The organism is Dyella sp. ASV21 (assembly GCF_016428975.1).
Lineage (GTDB): Bacteria > Pseudomonadota > Gammaproteobacteria > Xanthomonadales > Rhodanobacteraceae > Dyella.
In genome coordinates this window covers 21,461-37,732 of sequence record NZ_JAELTT010000043.1, presented here as the reverse complement: position 1 = coordinate 37,732, position 16,272 = coordinate 21,461, and the positions used below count along the sequence as shown (strand labels likewise).

The 16,272-nt window shown below is 63.3% G+C and carries 12 protein-coding genes and 3 tRNA genes; 4 read left to right on the top strand and 11 right to left on the bottom strand.

The annotated features are described in order from the left end of the window. Position 1: 1 nt before the first annotated feature. A complete protein-coding gene (locus tag JHD67_RS14420; RefSeq protein ID WP_199099923.1) occupies positions 2 to 685 on the bottom strand; it encodes a methyltransferase domain-containing protein in 684 nt (227 codons plus the stop codon). 227 nt (positions 686 to 912) lie between these two features. Here JHD67_RS14420 and gloB point away from each other — a divergent pair, with 227 nt between their 5' ends. The 3 genes from gloB to JHD67_RS14405 all read left to right on the top strand — a co-directional run bounded on the left by gloB (position 913) and on the right by JHD67_RS14405 (position 3,748). Further along, positions 913 to 1,677 carry a hydroxyacylglutathione hydrolase gene (gene gloB / locus JHD67_RS14415; RefSeq protein WP_199099922.1) on the top strand — a complete coding sequence of 255 codons (765 nt, stop codon included), beginning with the start codon at positions 913 to 915 and terminating at the stop codon, positions 1,675 to 1,677. After that, entirely contained in the window at positions 1,674 to 2,894 is a 1,221-nt protein-coding gene (locus JHD67_RS14410; RefSeq protein WP_343214376.1) for a LysM peptidoglycan-binding domain-containing protein, read from the top strand. Before gloB ends, JHD67_RS14410 begins: the two co-directional genes overlap by 4 nt. Before the next feature lie 71 nt (positions 2,895 to 2,965). Further along, positions 2,966 to 3,748 (top strand): enoyl-ACP reductase, encoded by a 783-nt coding sequence (locus tag JHD67_RS14405; protein WP_199099921.1) that lies wholly within the window; start codon positions 2,966 to 2,968, stop codon positions 3,746 to 3,748. A 79-nt stretch (positions 3,749 to 3,827) separates the two neighbouring features. On the opposite strand, the gene JHD67_RS14400 is transcribed toward JHD67_RS14405, so the two are convergent. The 10 genes from JHD67_RS14400 to JHD67_RS14355 all read right to left on the bottom strand — a co-directional run bounded on the left by JHD67_RS14400 (position 3,828) and on the right by JHD67_RS14355 (position 15,035). Further along, positions 3,828 to 5,720 carry a SurA N-terminal domain-containing protein gene (locus JHD67_RS14400; protein WP_343214375.1) on the bottom strand — a complete coding sequence of 631 codons (1,893 nt, stop codon included), beginning with the start codon at positions 5,718 to 5,720 and terminating at the stop codon, positions 3,828 to 3,830. A 98-nt stretch (positions 5,721 to 5,818) separates the two neighbouring features. Beyond that, a tRNA-Asp gene (locus JHD67_RS14395) sits at positions 5,819 to 5,895 on the bottom strand. Positions 5,896 to 5,904: 9 nt separating this feature from the next. Then, a tRNA-Val gene (locus tag JHD67_RS14390) sits at positions 5,905 to 5,979 on the bottom strand. 21 nt (positions 5,980 to 6,000) lie between these two features. Next, complete coding sequence (locus JHD67_RS14385; protein WP_019465590.1) at positions 6,001 to 6,273, bottom strand: HU family DNA-binding protein; 273 nt, start codon at positions 6,271 to 6,273, stop codon at positions 6,001 to 6,003. A gap of 327 nt (positions 6,274 to 6,600) precedes the next feature. Next, a complete protein-coding gene (gene lon, locus JHD67_RS14380; protein WP_199099919.1) occupies positions 6,601 to 9,126 on the bottom strand; it encodes an endopeptidase La in 2,526 nt (841 codons plus the stop codon). A gap of 178 nt (positions 9,127 to 9,304) precedes the next feature. After that, a complete protein-coding gene (gene clpX, locus JHD67_RS14375; protein ID WP_199099918.1) occupies positions 9,305 to 10,600 on the bottom strand; it encodes an ATP-dependent Clp protease ATP-binding subunit ClpX in 1,296 nt (431 codons plus the stop codon). Between the two features lie 106 nt (positions 10,601 to 10,706). Continuing rightward, positions 10,707 to 11,336, bottom strand: a complete 630-nt coding sequence (gene clpP, locus JHD67_RS14370; RefSeq protein ID WP_074547535.1) for an ATP-dependent Clp endopeptidase proteolytic subunit ClpP — start codon at positions 11,334 to 11,336, stop codon at positions 10,707 to 10,709. A gap of 37 nt (positions 11,337 to 11,373) precedes the next feature. Continuing rightward, positions 11,374 to 12,666, bottom strand: a complete 1,293-nt coding sequence (gene tig / locus JHD67_RS14365) for a trigger factor (protein WP_199099917.1) — start codon at positions 12,664 to 12,666, stop codon at positions 11,374 to 11,376. Positions 12,667 to 12,746: 80 nt separating this feature from the next. Then, a tRNA-Leu gene (locus JHD67_RS14360) sits at positions 12,747 to 12,831 on the bottom strand. A 257-nt stretch (positions 12,832 to 13,088) separates the two neighbouring features. Continuing rightward, complete coding sequence (locus tag JHD67_RS14355) at positions 13,089 to 15,035, bottom strand: SUMF1/EgtB/PvdO family nonheme iron enzyme (protein ID WP_199099916.1); 1,947 nt, start codon at positions 15,033 to 15,035, stop codon at positions 13,089 to 13,091. 106 nt (positions 15,036 to 15,141) lie between these two features. Between JHD67_RS14355 and rnd the strand changes: the two genes are divergently transcribed. Then, positions 15,142 to 16,260: a ribonuclease D gene (gene rnd / locus JHD67_RS14350; RefSeq protein WP_199099915.1), complete on the top strand. Its 1,119-nt coding sequence runs from the start codon at positions 15,142 to 15,144 to the stop codon at positions 16,258 to 16,260. Positions 16,261 to 16,272 lie beyond the last annotated feature (12 nt).

The window sequence follows — 16,272 nt, the reverse complement described above, 5'->3', positions numbered from 1 at the left end:
ATCAGGACGCCGTATTGCGCCGCGCGCCCGGCGCCAGTCCCACGCTCACCGGCGCAGGTACGGGTTTGCTCTTGAGGCGAATGGGCGTGGCGATGCGTCGACGCTTGCGTGCAATAAGTACATAGCCGCCGCCGAAGGCATGCGACGCGTCCAGCCCGACGCGACCTCCCGGCCATAGCGCACCCACACGCTCCACACGCTCGATATCCAACTCGAATCGGCGCACCCACCGCTCCAGCAGGATGGGCGAATGCACCGCCAACCCATGGCCGCGCATGCGCCACAACATCCATGGCATCCAGGCACTGAACGGGTGCAAGCCAGTCAATGCGAGCACGCCGCCCGGCGCGAGTACGCGCGTGGCTTCCTCCAGCAACGCCTGGGGCGCGCTGGATACCTCCAACGCGTGGCGCATCAGCACCAGGTCGAACGCGTCATCCAGGAACGGCAGCGCCTCATCGCCATGCGCACGGACATCGCCACCGTAGCCGCCAGCCGCCATATTCAGCCTCGTCCAGTTGCCGAGCAGCGGCAACACCGGCGGCACATCCTCGCGCGCAACACTGAGCAGCAACGCGTGGGAGCCCGCGCAGCGCTGTAGCCCGGGCGCCAGAACCACCGTCTCCTGCGCGAGAAGACTTCGCAAGGGCGCGCTTGTGTAGATGTCTTGGTCGCGCTGAGACATGCCGGGTCGGTTCAGTCGAATCGAGAGGCACAGTGTAGCGGCAGGTCGCCGTTTGCGTGCCCTGGTTCACACAGCGCTCCCACCCCGTCCGCACGAGCCTGAACAGGTTCCCAGGGATTAACGTCTCACTAACGAGTGACCTCGCCACCCCCTTTATAGTCGGTCACTTCGCGCAAGCCAGGGAGGGGCCTGCGTCAGTCGATACGCATCCGCTGAGGGGACCCTCTTTGCACGTCGTACCGTTACCGGCGCTTGCCGACAACTACATTTGGCTGCTGCACGACGATAACGGCCATGCCATCGCCGTCGACCCAGGCGAGGCTGCCCCCGTGGAAGCCGCCCTGAAGGCGCGTAACCTCAGCCTGCGTGCGATCTTGCTCACGCATCACCACCACGATCATATCGGTGGCGTCCAGGCGCTGCTGACCACGCATGACGTGCCCGTCTACGCGCCGCACGACGAGCGCATTAGCGTGGCAACGCATCGCGTGGCCGATGGCGACACCGTGCAGATCCGCTTGCCACACGCACGATTTGACGTCATCGCCGTGCCGGGGCATACCACCAGCCACATCGCGTACTTTGGCTGCGGCGTATTACTGTGTGGCGACACGCTTTTCAGCATGGGTTGCGGCCGCCTGTTCGAAGGCACGCCCGCGCAGATGCTGGCCTCCCTCGATCGACTGGCCGCCCTGCCTGCCAACACCCTGGTTTGCTGCGCGCACGAGTACACCGCATCGAATGCGCGCTTTGCGCATACGGTGGAACCAAGCAACACGGCGCTGGCGGCACGCCAGCGCGAGGTCGCCGAGCTGCGCGCCAGCAACCAACCCAGTCTGCCCGTCACCCTGGGTACCGAACGAGCCACCAACCCCTTCCTGCGCATCGACAGTGATGAAGTGCTCGCATGGAGTCACCGGCACGGTGTCGACGGCGATCGTGTCGCGCGATTCGCCGCGTTACGCGCCAATAAGGACGTCTTCAGCGGATGAACGCACGACGCCTACGCCCATTGCCCGCGTTGCTGGCGGTTCTGCTGACCGCATGCGCAACCACACCTGTTCCTAACAAACCTGCGGCGCCGCAGCTCGAAGCGCCCAAGCCCGAACCTGTGCGCAATCTGGCCCACCCGGTGAGCGTGCCGGTGGCAGCCACCGATAGCGCCAACGTATGGGATCAGTTGCGCGGCAGTTTTGCGATGGCCGACTGCGACTCCGATCCCGGCATCACGACCTGGGCACGTCGTTACACGCAGAATCCCGAGCGCTTCGAAAGCCAGCTCGCCGCCGCGGCGCCGCGCGTGGCCTATGTGCAGCAGATCGCCGCACGCCACAACGTGCCCGGTGAATTCGCCCTGTTGCCGTGGGTGGAGAGCCAATACCGCCCGGTTTCCGGTGGCAAGAACATGCCGGCCGGCATGTGGCAGATCATGCCGGCCACCGCGAGCGCCTTGGGCATTCGCATCGACAGGGGCTTCGACGGTCGCATGGATGTGCCGGCGGCCACTGACGCCATCATGGCGCTGCTCAGCCGCTACCACGACGACCTCGACGACTGGCGACTGGTGGACTATGCCTTCAACACCGGCGAGTTCGGCCTGCGCAAGATGATCGACAAGCACGGCCTGCCGCCAGCGGAGCCGGTGATTCCGCGCATGCCGGTCAAGCCGGTGACCCGCGAGCACCTGGTCAAGCTGCTGGCGATTGCCTGCGTGATACGCGACCCCGGACGCTTCAATGTGAGCCTGCCCACCCTGCCCTCGGAAGAGCGCCTCGTCACGGTGAGCATCAACAACTCCATGCCGCTGGCGCATGCCGCAAGCCATGCAGGCATGTCGCAGGACGAACTGAAGGATCTCAACGCCGGTTTCCGCAACGGCGTGATCGACTCCAACGCCTCGCCCTACCTGTTGCTGCCACGCAATCGCGTGCAGCAGTTCCAGAACGCCCTGCTGGCCGAGGGCAACAACAGCCCACAGACGATAGCCGGCACGGCGGCGCTGCCGCCGCTCAACGCAACCCTGGGCGCCGCCCGGGACGACACGTCGGACGGTCCGCGCCAGCAAACCCACACGGTGAAAAACGGCGAAAGCCTCTGGACCATTGCTCGCCGCTACTCGGTAGCCATCAAGCAGCTCCAGCGCTGGAACAACCTGCAAACCGCCAATGTGAAGCCTGGCCAGGTGCTCAAGGTGGCCGGTCCGGGCTGAGTCCCTTCGCGGCCGCACTGCTAGACTGCCCTCGACATCCCTTTAGGGTGTGCGCTCGCCTGGGAGATCGTATGGGATTCCTACACGGCAAACGGGCTTTAATCGTCGGCATCGCCAGCCAGCGCTCCATAGCCTGGGGCATCGCCAACGCCATGCACCGAGAAGGCGCGCAACTGGCCTTCACCTATCAAAACGAGCGTCTGAAGGATCGCGTCGACGAAGCGGCCAACGCCTTCGGCTCAAACCTGGTATTCCCCTGCGACGTTGCCGATGACGCCCAGGTCGATGCACTAGCGCGCGACATCGGGAGGCATTGGAGCGAACTGGATATCCTGGTGCATTCGGTGGGCTTCGCGCCACGCGAAGCGCTGCAAGGTGAGTTCCTGGATCACCTGACGCGCGACGGCTTTCGTATCGCGCACGATATTTCCAGCTACAGCCTCGCCGCGCTAGCCAAAGCCCTGCGCCCGATGATGCAGGGAAGGGGCGCGGCCATTCTCACCCTCAGCTACCTCGGCGCCGAGCGCGTGATGGACAGTTACAACGTCATGGGCCTGGCCAAGGCCAGCCTGGAAGCCAACGTTCGCTATCTCGCATACAACCTGGGCGCCGAAGGCACCCGCGTCAACGCCATCTCGGCCGGCCCCATCAAGACACTCGCTGCCGCCGGCATCGCCAATTTCCGACAGATGCTGGATCACGTCGATACGTATGCCCCGCTGCGACGCAGCGTGACCATCGATGAAGTGGGCAATGTGGGGGCATTCATGTGCTCGGACCTCGCCTCCGGAGTGACTGGCGAGGTTACCCACGTCGATGCGGGCTACCACATCCTGGGCATGACCGGCGCCTGAGCGCGATGGAAGCCTATAGAGGCCATAAAAAAGGGCGGCCTCGAGGCCGCCCTTTTGTGTCCAGCACCGCGCCAGCCGCTTACATGCGATCCGCGGCAATCTTGATCGTGGTCTTGGCCTTCAGTGCATCGATATAGGCCTGCGTGGCGAGCACGCCATACGCCTGCCCCATCTGCCCGCGCAGCTCGCTGCGCTGGTCGGCCGAGATCTTGGACAAGTCGCCGGCCTGCACTTTATCCACGGCCACCAACGCATAACTACCATCGCGCAGGGCGACGCGGGCGCACTGCGGCTTGCCGGCCTCCGGATGCGGCAGCAGGAAGGCCTGCTCCAACACTTCCGGCGGCATGGACGGCTGCATACGCACGGCATCCGGCACCGACTGCGCGTTGGCGCCCACCGAGCTGGCCACGGCCTGGATGTCTTCACCCTTGTGCACCCGAGCCAGCAGTGCGTCGGCACGCTTCTGCGCCTCAGCGACGGTGCGCTCACCGAGAATCTTCTGGCGGACCTGGTCGCGCACCTCAGCCAGCGGACGCGCCGCAGCCGGGAGATGCTTGTCCACACGCACCACCACGGCGTGATCCGGACCCAGCTCGATCAGGCTGGAGTTGTTGCCCTGGGTCAACACGTCGTCCGAGAACGCAGCGGCTAGCAGCTTCGCGTTGGTGGTCATGCCTTCACCGCCCTTGCGCGAGAACAGGCCCGTAGTCTGGATCGGCAGGTTCAGCGCCTGGGCCGCCGGCTCCAGAGAGGACGGATTCTGATATGTCTGGTCGGTGAGCTTACCGGCCAATTCGCTGTACTGACGGTCGCGCTCGGTCGACAGGTAGTCCTTGGCAATCTGGTCACGCACTTCCGCGAAGGGCTTGGCATCGCCACTACGCACGTCACGCAGGAACAGCACGTGGTAGCCCTCGTCCGACAGCACCGGCTTGGAGATCTGCCCCTTCTGCAGTGCGAACAGGGCCGAGTCGAAGGCCGGGTTGGTCACACCCTTCTCCAGCCAGCCCAGATCGCCGCCCGAACGCTTGGAGCCCAAATCGTCCGAATCCTGTTCGGCCAACGTGGCGAAGTTCTGGGCATTGGCTTCGCTGGCGATCTTTTCAGCCTTGGCGAGTGCGGCCTTCTGCTGATCCGGCGTGGCGTTCTTGGGCACGTTCACCAAGATATGCGACACCAGGCGCTGCTCCGGCTGCACAAAGCGCTGCTTTTGGTCCTCGTAACGCTTCTTGAGTTCATCGTCGCTCGGCTGAGCGTCGATCTTCAGGTTCGCGCCATTGACTTCCAGATACTTCAGCGACACCTGCTCCGGATTCATGAAATCGGCCTGGTGATCCTTGTAGTAGGACTCCAGTTCCGCATCGGTCACCTGGGTATCGGTCAGCGCCGGACGCGGCACCGCGAACCAACGCACATCGCGGCGCTGGTATAGCAGACCCAGGTAACGGTCCATGTCGGCGTCGGTGATGATCGCGCTGTCGATGATGGCCCGCGGCAGCAAGCCCGGCTCCAAGGAGGCGCGCTGACTGCTTTCGAACATCGAAGGCGTCATGTTCTGGGCGGCCAGCACGGCGCGGTACGTCGCCGGATCGAATTGACCATTCACCTGGAAATCGGGGGCGTTGGCGATGCGCTCGCGCAACGTAACATCAGAGACCTTAAGACCCAGCGACTCGTTTGCCTGGCGCAGCAACTCTTCGTTGATGAGCTGGTCCAGCACTTGGCGCTTGGTCTCGGGCTGCTCGAACGCCGCCGGATCGAAGTGATCGCCCATGCGCTGCATGGCATCACGACGTGCGTTGTTCAGGCGCTCCTGGAAATCCCGCGGGGAGATCTCGTGCTTTCCGACCATGGCAACGTACGTATCGGTCCGCGACGCGAAGTAGGACTCGATACCGAAGAACGAGATAGCGAAAACGCAAACGCCAAGAATGACAATAGAAGGCCATCCGTGAAGCTTGTTACGCATTGCCTGCAACATGGAATATTCCCGGCTCTCGTTGTTCGGCGCACCATGTGCGCGGGGCTTAAATGGCAAGGGCGCCACACGGGCGCCCTTGCGAACTGTGGCGGAGCGGACGGGACTCGAACCCGCGACCTCCGGCGTGACAGGCCAGCATTCTAACCGACTGAACTACCGCTCCGCATTTTACTGGTGGGTGCTGTAGGGATCGAACCTACGACCCTCGCCTTGTAAGGGCGACGCTCTACCGCTGAGCTAAGCACCCAAAAACTAAGCAAGTAGCCGCTTAGTTTAGGGCATCCTTGAGGGTCTTACCAGCCTTGAATGCCGGAACCTTCGAGGCCTTGATCTTGATCGTCTCATTGGTGCGCGGGTTGCGACCGGTACGAGCGGCGCGCTTGCGCACGGTGAAGGTACCAAAGCCCACCACCGACACGTCATCGCCCTTCTTCAGCGCCTTCTGCACGGTCTCGAAGAACGCTTCGAGAGCACGGCCAGCGTCGGCCTTGGTGAGTTCGGCCTTCTCGGCAATGGCATTGATCAGATCGGTTTTATTCATTGAGACACTCCCTTAAACGGTTATGCAGCCCGCATGGTCATTCTGGGACCAGGCGACGTCATGTGCGATCAAGCACCAGGCCATCGCCAAGCAACCCCGCATCGCTGCGCATCGTGCTCGGCGTCAGGCTGCGGTGCCGCCTTTATACCAGCGCCCCCCAGGGTCCGCAATGACAAGCAATACCAAGGGTTCCCGCGATTCAGGGTGGTCTGCGGACGCTTGCAAACACAGTCACGAAACGCTATGCGAACTAGCGCGCATCCATGGGTTACATGACAAAAAAGCGGGCGGTTAACCGCCCGCTTCTTAAGCGACGTGCATCACGAATCAATGCGGCCTGGTATACGACTCCTGGGACTCGTCCTGACCCTCTTCACGCGGCGCGTCCACCTTGGTGGAGCTCTTCTCTCCGTCGGCCGCCTGTAACGGCTGCAAGGGACGCTCCAGCGCGATGTCCAATACTTCGTCGATCCAGCGCACCGGATGAATGTCCAGCGAGCCGGTGATGTTTTCCGGGATATCCGCGAGGTCCTTCTTGTTTTCCTCCGGAATGATCACCGTGGTGATGCCGCCGCGATGCGCCGCCAACAGCTTCTCCTTGAGGCCGCCAATAGGCAGCACGCGACCACGCAGTGTGATCTCGCCCGTCATCGCCACCTCGGAACGCACCGGCACCTTGGTCAGCGCCGACACCAGCGCGGTGCCCATGGCGATACCCGCACTGGGGCCATCCTTCGGCGTCGCACCTTCCGGTACATGGATATGGATATCCAGTTTCTGGTGGAACTCCGGATCGATACCCAAGCGCTCGACACGCGCACGCACCACCGAAAGCGCGGCCTGGATCGATTCCTTCATCACATCACCCAGCTGCCCGGTGTTCACCAGGCGGCCCTTGCCGGGCACCACCGAGGCTTCGATGCTGAGCAGATCGCCACCCACCTGGGTCCAGGCCAGGCCGGTAACCAGGCCGACCTCGTTCTGCAGTTCCTTGCGGCCGAAGTCAAAGCGACGCACGCCCAGGTACTGCTCCAGGTTAGCGGAGGTGACGGCTACCGCCTTCTTCACCTTGGCCGTCTTTACGGCCGCGCCGGACTTCTTGGATTCCGCCTTCTTGGCATCGGCCTTCTTCTTGCCGACCTGCGCCAGGGTGAGTTCCTTTACCACCTTGCGGCAGATCTTGGACACCTCACGCTCAAGATTACGCACACCCGACTCGCGCGTGTAATAGCGCACGATGTCCCGCACGGCCTCCGCATCCACGGAGAGTTCCTCAGGCTTGAGACCATTGGCTTTCAGCTGCTTGGGAAGCAGGTACTTCTGCGCAATGCCGAGCTTCTCATCCTCGGTGTAGCCGGGGATGCGAATGACTTCCATGCGATCCAACAGCGGACCGGGGATGTTCAGCGAGTTGGCCGTAGCCACCCACATCACCTCGGAAAGGTCGAGATCGACTTCCAGGTAATGATCGTTGAACGCGTGGTTCTGCTCGGGGTCCAGCACTTCCAGCAAGGCCGACGACGGATCGCCACGGAAGTCCATGGACATCTTGTCGATTTCGTCCAGCACGAACAGCGGGTTCTTGGTGCCTACCTTGTTGAGGTTCTGCACGATGCGACCCGGCATGGAGCCGATATAGGTGCGACGATGACCGCGGATCTCAGCCTCATCGCGCACGCCACCCAAGCTCATGCGGACAAATTTGCGATTGGTTGCCTTGGCGATCGACTGACCCAGCGAGGTCTTGCCCACGCCTGGCGGACCCACCAGACACAAGATCGGGCCGCGCATGGTATTCACTCGCTGCTGCACGGCGAGATACTCAAGGATGCGCTCTTTGACCTTCTCCAGGCCAAAGTGGTCGGCATCGAGCACGTCCTGCGCGAGTTGCAGATCCTTGCGGACCTTGCTCTTCTTTTTCCACGGCACGCCCACCAGCCAGTCCAGGTAGTTGCGCACCACCGTGGCCTCGGCCGACATCGGCGACATCTGGCGCAGCTTGCCGAACTCTTGGCGAGCCTTGGCCAACACGGCCTTGGGCATGCCAGCGCTGTCGATTTTCTTTTGCAGTTCCTCGATTTCGTTCGGGCCTTCCTCGCTCTCACCGAGCTCCTTCTGGATGGCCTTCATCTGCTCGTTGAGGTAGTACTCGCGCTGGCTCTTCTCCATCTGCGACTTCACGCGGCCGCGGATGCGCTTTTCCACCTGCTGCAGATCCATCTCACCGTCGACCAGCCCAATGAGCAACTCCAGGCGCTGACCGACATCGGCGGTTTCCAGCACCTTCTGCTTGTCAGCCATGCGTACCGACAAGTGCGCCGCGATGGAGTCCGCCACGCGCGAGGGATCATCAATGCCCGACAGCGTCGCCAGCACTTCAGGCGGAAGCTTGCGACTTTGCTTGACCAACTGCTCGAACAGCGACACCAGCGTGCGCGATACCACGTCGAGCTCGCGCTCTTTGTTGCTGTACACCGGCTCGATGACGCGCGAGGTGGCCATGAGCATGCCGCCGTCCTCGGAGTAATTCTCCACGGACACGCGCGCCTGCCCTTCCACCAGCACCTTCACCGTGCCATCGGGTAGCTTGAGCAACTGCAACACGCCAGCCAGCGTGCCAATCTGATGGAGATCGCTGATTTGGGGATCGTCGATATCGGGACTCTTCTGCGCCACCAGCAGGATCTGGCGCTCGCCCTCCATGGCGCGCTCCAGCGCACGCATGGATTTGTCACGTCCGACGAACAGCGGAATGACCATGTGGGGATAGACCACCACATCACGCAGCGGCAGCACTGGCAGGGCGTCCAGGGCGGCTCCGGTAACTTGGGGGTTGGGAGCGTTTTTTGCCATCGAAGAGAATCTCTCGGGGATGAATTGCTTGGTTTGCCCCGACACTGCGCCGGGGCCTTCTATACGTCAAGTGGTGGCAATCAGCCATGCACACAAGTGCATGACAAACCACAGAAACGAAATGGCCCCGGCAGTTTTGCCAGGGCCATCGTGCGGAACGCCTAGGGTATTTAGGCCATTACGCGGCGTCACCGCCCTCGCCCGCCGCACGCGGCTGCTTGAGGTTGCCACGGTAGATCAGGTAGGGCTCGGCCTGGCCATCGATGACGGCGTCGTCGACCACCACCTTGCTGACATGCTCCAGCGACGGCAGTTCGTACATAGTGTCCAACAGCACCTGCTCGAGGATGGTGCGCAGACCGCGGGCGCCCGTCTTGCGCTTAAGCGCCTTGCGGGCGATGGCCTGCAATGCCTCCGGACGGAACTCCAGCTCGACGCCTTCCATTTCAAACAGTTTCTTGAACTGCTTGGTCACGGCGTTCTTGGGCTCGGTGAGAATCTGCACCAGTGCAGGTTCATCCAATTCGTCCAGCGTGGCGACCACCGGCAGACGGCCGACAAACTCGGGAATCAGGCCGTAGCGCACCAGATCCGACGGCTCGACGTCGGCCAGCAGCTTGCCCAGGTTCTCCTTGCGCTCCTTGCTGCGAACCTCGGCCGAGAAGCCAATGCCCACGGTTTCGGAACGCTGCTGGATCACCTTCTCCAGACCCGCGAATGCACCACCGCAGATGAACAAGATGTTCTTGGTGTCCACCTGCAGGAATTCCTGCTGCGGATGCTTGCGACCACCCTGCGGCGGCACCGAAGCCAGCGTGCCCTCAATGAGCTTGAGCAGTGCCTGCTGAACGCCCTCGCCGGAGACGTCGCGAGTAATCGACGGGTTTTCGCTCTTACGCGAAATCTTGTCGATTTCGTCGATATAGACGATGCCAGACTGCGCCTTGTCGACGTCGTAGTCGCACTTCTGCAGCAGCTTCTGGATGATGTTTTCCACATCCTCGCCCACGTAACCCGCCTCGGTGAGGGTGGTGGCGTCGGCGATGGTAAACGGCACATTGAGCAGGCGTGCCAGCGTTTCGGCGAGCAGCGTCTTGCCCGAACCGGTGGGACCGATCAGGAGGATATTGGACTTGCCAAGCTCGACGTCGTCGCTCTTCTGACGCGACTCCATGCGCTTGTAGTGGTTGTACACGGCCACCGCCAGCGCCTTTTTGGCGCGGGTCTGGCCGACCACGTATTGGTCGAGCGTCTCCATGATCTCGTGGGGCTTGGGCAGCTGGCTGCGCCCGGAGGCGGCCTTCTCCTCCAGCTCCTCGCGGATGATGTCATTGCAAAGTTCTACGCACTCGTCGCAAATGAACACGGACGGACCCGCGATCAGCTTGCGTACTTCATGCTGGCTCTTGCCGCAGAAGGAGCAGTAGAGAATCTTGCCGCTGTCGTTGGAACGGCCCTGACGGTCGTCGCTCATGCCTGGATCCTGCTCATAAATCGATTGCGGTTTGAGAATAGCACAGGGTTCCGCGTCTGCAGCGAGACGCGGAACCGCTTGCAACCCTGGGGCCAGGCGCCCGAAATCAGGCGGATTTCACCGTTTCGACGGCACGACGGTCCAGGACCTGGTCGATCAGGCCGTACTCCTTGGCCGCCTCGGCACTCATGAAGCGATCGCGCTCCATGTCACGCTCGATCTTATCCAGCGGCTGACCGGTGTGCTGAACGTAAATGTCGTTCAGACGGCGGCGCAGATACAGGATCTCCTGAGCCTGGATCTCGATGTCCGTGGCCTGGCCGCGGGCGCCGCCCGACGGCTGGTGGATCATCACGCGCGAGTTTGGCAGCGAATAACGCTTGCCCTTGGCGCCAGCCATCAGCAGCAGCGACGCGGCGCTGCAGGCCTGACCGATGCACATGGTGCTTACGTCCGGCTTGATGAACTGCATGGTGTCATAGATCGCCAGCCCGGCAGTGACGGCACCGCCCGGGCTATTGATATACAGATGAATATCCTTGTCGGGGTTTTCCGACTCCAGGAACAGCATCTGCGCGACCAGCAGGTTAGCAACCTGATCGTTGACCTCGCCCACGAGGAAGATCACGCGCTCCTTGAGCAAGCGCGAGTAAATATCGTACGAACGTTCGCCGCGAGCGGTCTGCTCAACGACGATCGGTACCAGGTTGAGGTTCTGGATCGGGTCCATAGCCATGCGTGTCGCTCTCCGGTTGATTGGCCTGAAGAATGCCTCAGGCGCCGACCGGGCGCATCACCTCGTCGAAGCCCAGATTCTGCACTGTGGTGTTGGCGTGATCGGCCACCCACTCTGCCACCTGATCTTCCATCACGCGATTTTGCAGCCCGGACATCAATTGGGGGTCGCGGTTGTAGAGTTCAATGACCTTCTCCGGCTCCTCGTAGGTCGAGGCGATCGCCGCAAGCTGTTCGGCCAGGCGGCTACGGTCGATGGTCAACGACTGCTTGCGGGCAATCTCACCCATCAACAGACCGGCGATGACACGCTTACGAGCGATCGGGGCGGCGGCCTCGATCAGCTGCGGCGGCACCTGCTGACCGCGCGGCACGCTGCCCTGGGCCATGGCCTGGGCTTCGGACTGCACCATCAGGTTCGGCACATCCAGGCTGTCGTGCGCATTGGCCAGCTTCTCGGCCACTTCGGACTTGAGGCGGGCCATCAGGGTGGCCTTCAGCTCACGCTCGAGATTGGCGCGCACTTCCTTGCGGAACTGCTCCAGGTCACCATCGGCGATGCCGAACAGCTGGACGAACTCGGCGTTCACTTCCGGCAGCTTCGGCTCCTGCACCTTGATGATCTTGAAATGGCACTTGGCGGTCTTGCCGGCGAGGCTCTCGTTGCGGAAATCCGCCGGAAACTCGACGTCAGCATCGAATTCGTCGTCGGCCTTGCGGCCGGTCAGCACGTCGTCCAGCGCCTTGAACAGGTTGCCGGCGCCCAGCACGCTACCGGCGCGCTCCAGGCCCTCGGCCGGGAAGCGGTAGTCGCCAGCTTCAGCGGAGTATTCGAACATCACGAAATCGCCCTCAACCGACGCGCGCTCGACCGGGTCGAAGCTGCGGCGCTGCTGGCGCAGGGTTTCAATCATCTTTTCGATGTCGGCATCGGCCACTTCGGCCACCGGGCGGCTGATTTCCAGCTTGGCGACGTCGACTTCCGGGAATTCCGGCATCACTTCGAAGGTGGCGGTATAGGCGATCTCGCCCTCTTCCGGCCGGCCGGTGGTGTTGATCGACGGATTGGCGATCGGACGCAGGTTTTCCTGAGCCACCGCCTCGCGCAGGGTGCTGCCGATGAGGTCAGAAAGCACTTCGCCGCGCACCTGGTCGCCAAAACGCTGCTGGATGACCGCAGTCGGGACCTTGCCCGGACGGAAGCCCTTGAGACGCACGGTGCGCCCCATCTCGGCGATGCGCGCGCTCACCTGCGACTCAAAGCGCTCCGCGGGAAACTTCACCGTGAGCTTGCGCTCGAGCTTGCCGACGTTTTCAACCGAAACCTGCATGACGTCTCCTGGTGTACCGGTAAGAGCGCCCGTCAAAAGGCGCTTGGCGGCCCCCGGCCGCCTGCAAAAACATAAAGGGATGGTGCGAAAGGAGGGACTCGAACCCTCACGGGGTTACCCGCTGGAACCTAAATCCAGTGCGTCTACCAATTCCGCCACTTTCGCATCAGAACAACCATGAGGAACTACCCGTAAGCAACGGATTTGGAAGGGAATTACCAGGCGAAAACGCCATCTCACCCCGCCCCGCAAGCCCTCGGGAAACCCGCCCTAAGTCGATGATTCCCTTACACGAAAGCGAGTCATTTTACGGTTCGTGATGGCGACAACACAAGCGGGAAAACGCCCTTTGTGCGCACGCCCTACACCGCGCCGCGCGGTCTCGCCCGGTTGGCGACCACTACCGGGACCGCTGCAGGGACCTAAAGCTCCCGCAACACACGGAAGCCCACGCGCCCGCTGCGCACACCGGCATCGCCTCCCTGCCGATACGCCGAGCGCACCTGTTCAGGCGAACTGCCCCAGGAACCGCCGCGAATCACGCGCACGCCGCAGCCGGGGTTTACCCACGCGCTGCCATCGCGCGGGGCCCGCAGGTAGCTGTCGTGCCAACAGTCCTGCACCCATTCGGACACGTTGCCGCCCATGTCGTAGAGCCCGAACGGGTTGGGTGCAAAGCTCATCACTGGCGCCGGCCCCCAAAAGCCATCGCGATAGCCGACGAACGCATGGCTCCAGCGTCGACCGCTGGGTGAGCGATCGCTTCCGCCGGTGAGGTTCTCCACCTTGCTGCTGGGCACCCCGTCGCCCCACCAGTAGCGAGAATTGGTGCCAGCGCGCAGGGCATATTCAAACTCGGCCTCGCTGGGCAGGCGATACGTCTTGCCGGTGCGCTGACTGAGCCAGTCGGCGTACGCCTTGGCATCGTTCCAGGAAATATTCACTACAGGCATCCGCGCATCGGCCGGCTTGCCCGCGTAATCGTCCTGCCACGTGGCGCTGCCGTCATCGCGCATGGCGCCGCTACCCTCGTCGTACACGCTGGCGCCTCCCAGCTTCACCGAATCGGGCTGATAGCCACTGGCCCGCACGAACTCGCGGAACTGGCCCACCGTGATAGCCGTGCGGGACAAGGCAAAGCCCTTGCTGATGGTGACGTCGTGCCGTGGCGTCTCGGCGTCCTGACGGCCGTCCTCGTTGTCCGCCGCGCCCATGGCGAAGCTGCCGGTGGGTACCACCACCATCGAAGGCGTCTGCCCCGGAACATCCACAAAACGATCGGCGAACACCTGGCCGGGCTTGTAGCTGGCATACAGGCGGGCATTGGTGAGGCGCTCACTGAAATCACCCAGCCCAGCCAACTCCGGACTGATCTCCTTGGCCTGGTCACCCAACTGCTCTGCCAGCGCCAGGTTGCCCGCATCCAGCGCCGAGCGTGCCTGCGTGAGGATGCCGGTGGCGCGGGCCTGACGCATCCCATCCACGCGCGTGCGCACGTCGCGCAAAGCGGTGGAGTCGGGCAGCACCTGGGCCGCCTCGGTGAGCGCCTGGTCGGCGCCCTTGAAATCATTTTGCGCCACGGCCGCGAGCGCCCGATCGAGCACCGCCCGCTGAACCTGCAACACGCCCTGCTGGGCAACGGCGTTCTCCGCATCCAGCTGCTGCACCTGGCGATACAGCTCCAGCGCATTCTCGCCCGGCGGCTGGTCCACCTTGCCCTGCTGGAGCAACGCGGCCGCCTTGGCCAGCAATGGGCGCACCTGATTGAGTGTCTTCAGCTTGACCTGCAGTTGGGCCACGTCGTCGCCGGCCTCAGGCATGGCCTTGAGGGCATCGATCAGATCGCTGGCTGCATCGGCATCGCCAATGGCGAGGTCTTGATTGGTTTCGGCAATCAGGCGCGCTCGCACGTCGTAAAGCCCCTGCACCGCGCGCCGGCTGTCGGGCTTGAGCTTGAGCGCCTGCTCAAAAAGCGCGGCCGCACCATTTTCATCGCCCGCCAATTGCCCGGCGCGCAAGGCCTTGTCAGCACGCGTGAGCAAGGCCTCCACCTCGGGCGTATCCGCGCTGAGCTGCTCAGGCAACTTGGCGTTCTTGTTGACCAGCCGCGAAGCGATCACCTCGGTCGGCGCCAGGGTTAGCGGCGGCCCGGCGTCGATCTCCGAAATGCCCGGCGCCTGCGCACTGCGAGCTGCGGGAACGGCCGCATAGATCGGCCCCAGGTTCATCGCCCGACCGGATGCGGTGGCCGAAGGTTCGACATGAAACACCCGCGGAAAGAAATGATAGACCAGCGCCAGCCCGAGCACGAACACCCCCACGGCGCCCCCCATGGCGCGCTGGCGTCGTACGGATTCCTTGCTCGGCATGGTTGGGCGTCCTTGGGCGGCCTGCTATGGTGCACTGCTTAACCATAGGCACAAACCGATGTCAGGACAATGCGCAGCCGCGCGTTCTGCATCATCAGGAAGACGCATGCAACAAGACACCCAACTTGCGCCCGAAGCCGCGTTGATCGATCGCCGCGAGGCTTTGCAGGATTGGCTGGCCGCGCTGCCCGCCGACGCATCGCTTGGTTTCGATACCGAATTCATGCGTCGCAATACCTTTTACCCGCAGCTGGCCCTGATCCAGATGGGCTGGAACGGGCGCTACGCCCTGGTCGACCCCACCGCCTTCGACATCGGCGATGCGCTCCAGCCACTGCTGGGCAAAGGCCAGGCAGTCACCGTGATGCACAGCGCGAGCGAGGACCTCGAAGCGCTCTCGCCCTTGCTGCCGCACGGTCCGCACCACTTGTTCGACACGCAGATCGCCGCAGCCTTCGCTGGACTTGGCCCGGGTATCAGCTATCGCGCACTGGTGGCGGAGCTGGCGGGCGCCGAACTGGACAAGGGTGAAACGCGCTCAGATTGGCTGCAGCGCCCGCTGACCCCTTCGCAACGCGCCTACGCCACGCTCGATGTGGTCTACCTCAAGCCCGTGCATGAGCAACTGGCCGAACGCCTCGCTCAACGCAATCGCACCGCCTGGCATGCCGAAGATTGCGAACGCCTCAAGCAACGCGCCTGCTATCGCGAAGGTGACCCGCAGCCGCAGCGCGCCTTCCGCAGCGCCTCCGACTGGTCGCCAGAACAGCGCGCGCTGCTTCGCCGCGTGCTGCTGTGGCGCGACCAGACCGCACGCGCACTCGACCGGCCGCGTCCGTGGCTGCTGGAGGATGGCGCGGTCATGAGCCTGGCCCAGCACCGGCCGGCCTCGGCCAGCGAACTGGACCAGCGCACGCGCGGACAACGCGCGCTACGGTCGCCGCAACGCCAGGAGTTGCTCGACGTGCTGAACCGCCCCGTGGACGCCGAAGAAGTGGCCGCCACCGCCGCCATTCCCGAGGTGCCACAAGGCGAAGCCAAGCGCGCCCTGTCCGCCATGAAGGACTGCGTCGACCGTGTCGCGACCGAACTGGATCTGCCCGCTGGCCTGCTATGTCCGCGCAAAGTGCTCGAAGAATATGTCGTCACCACCCAGTGGCCGGACTTTCTGGAAGGCTGGCGCCACGAAGTGCTGCACGACCCGCTAACCCGCCTGCTGCCTTGAGTCGCGGCAGGC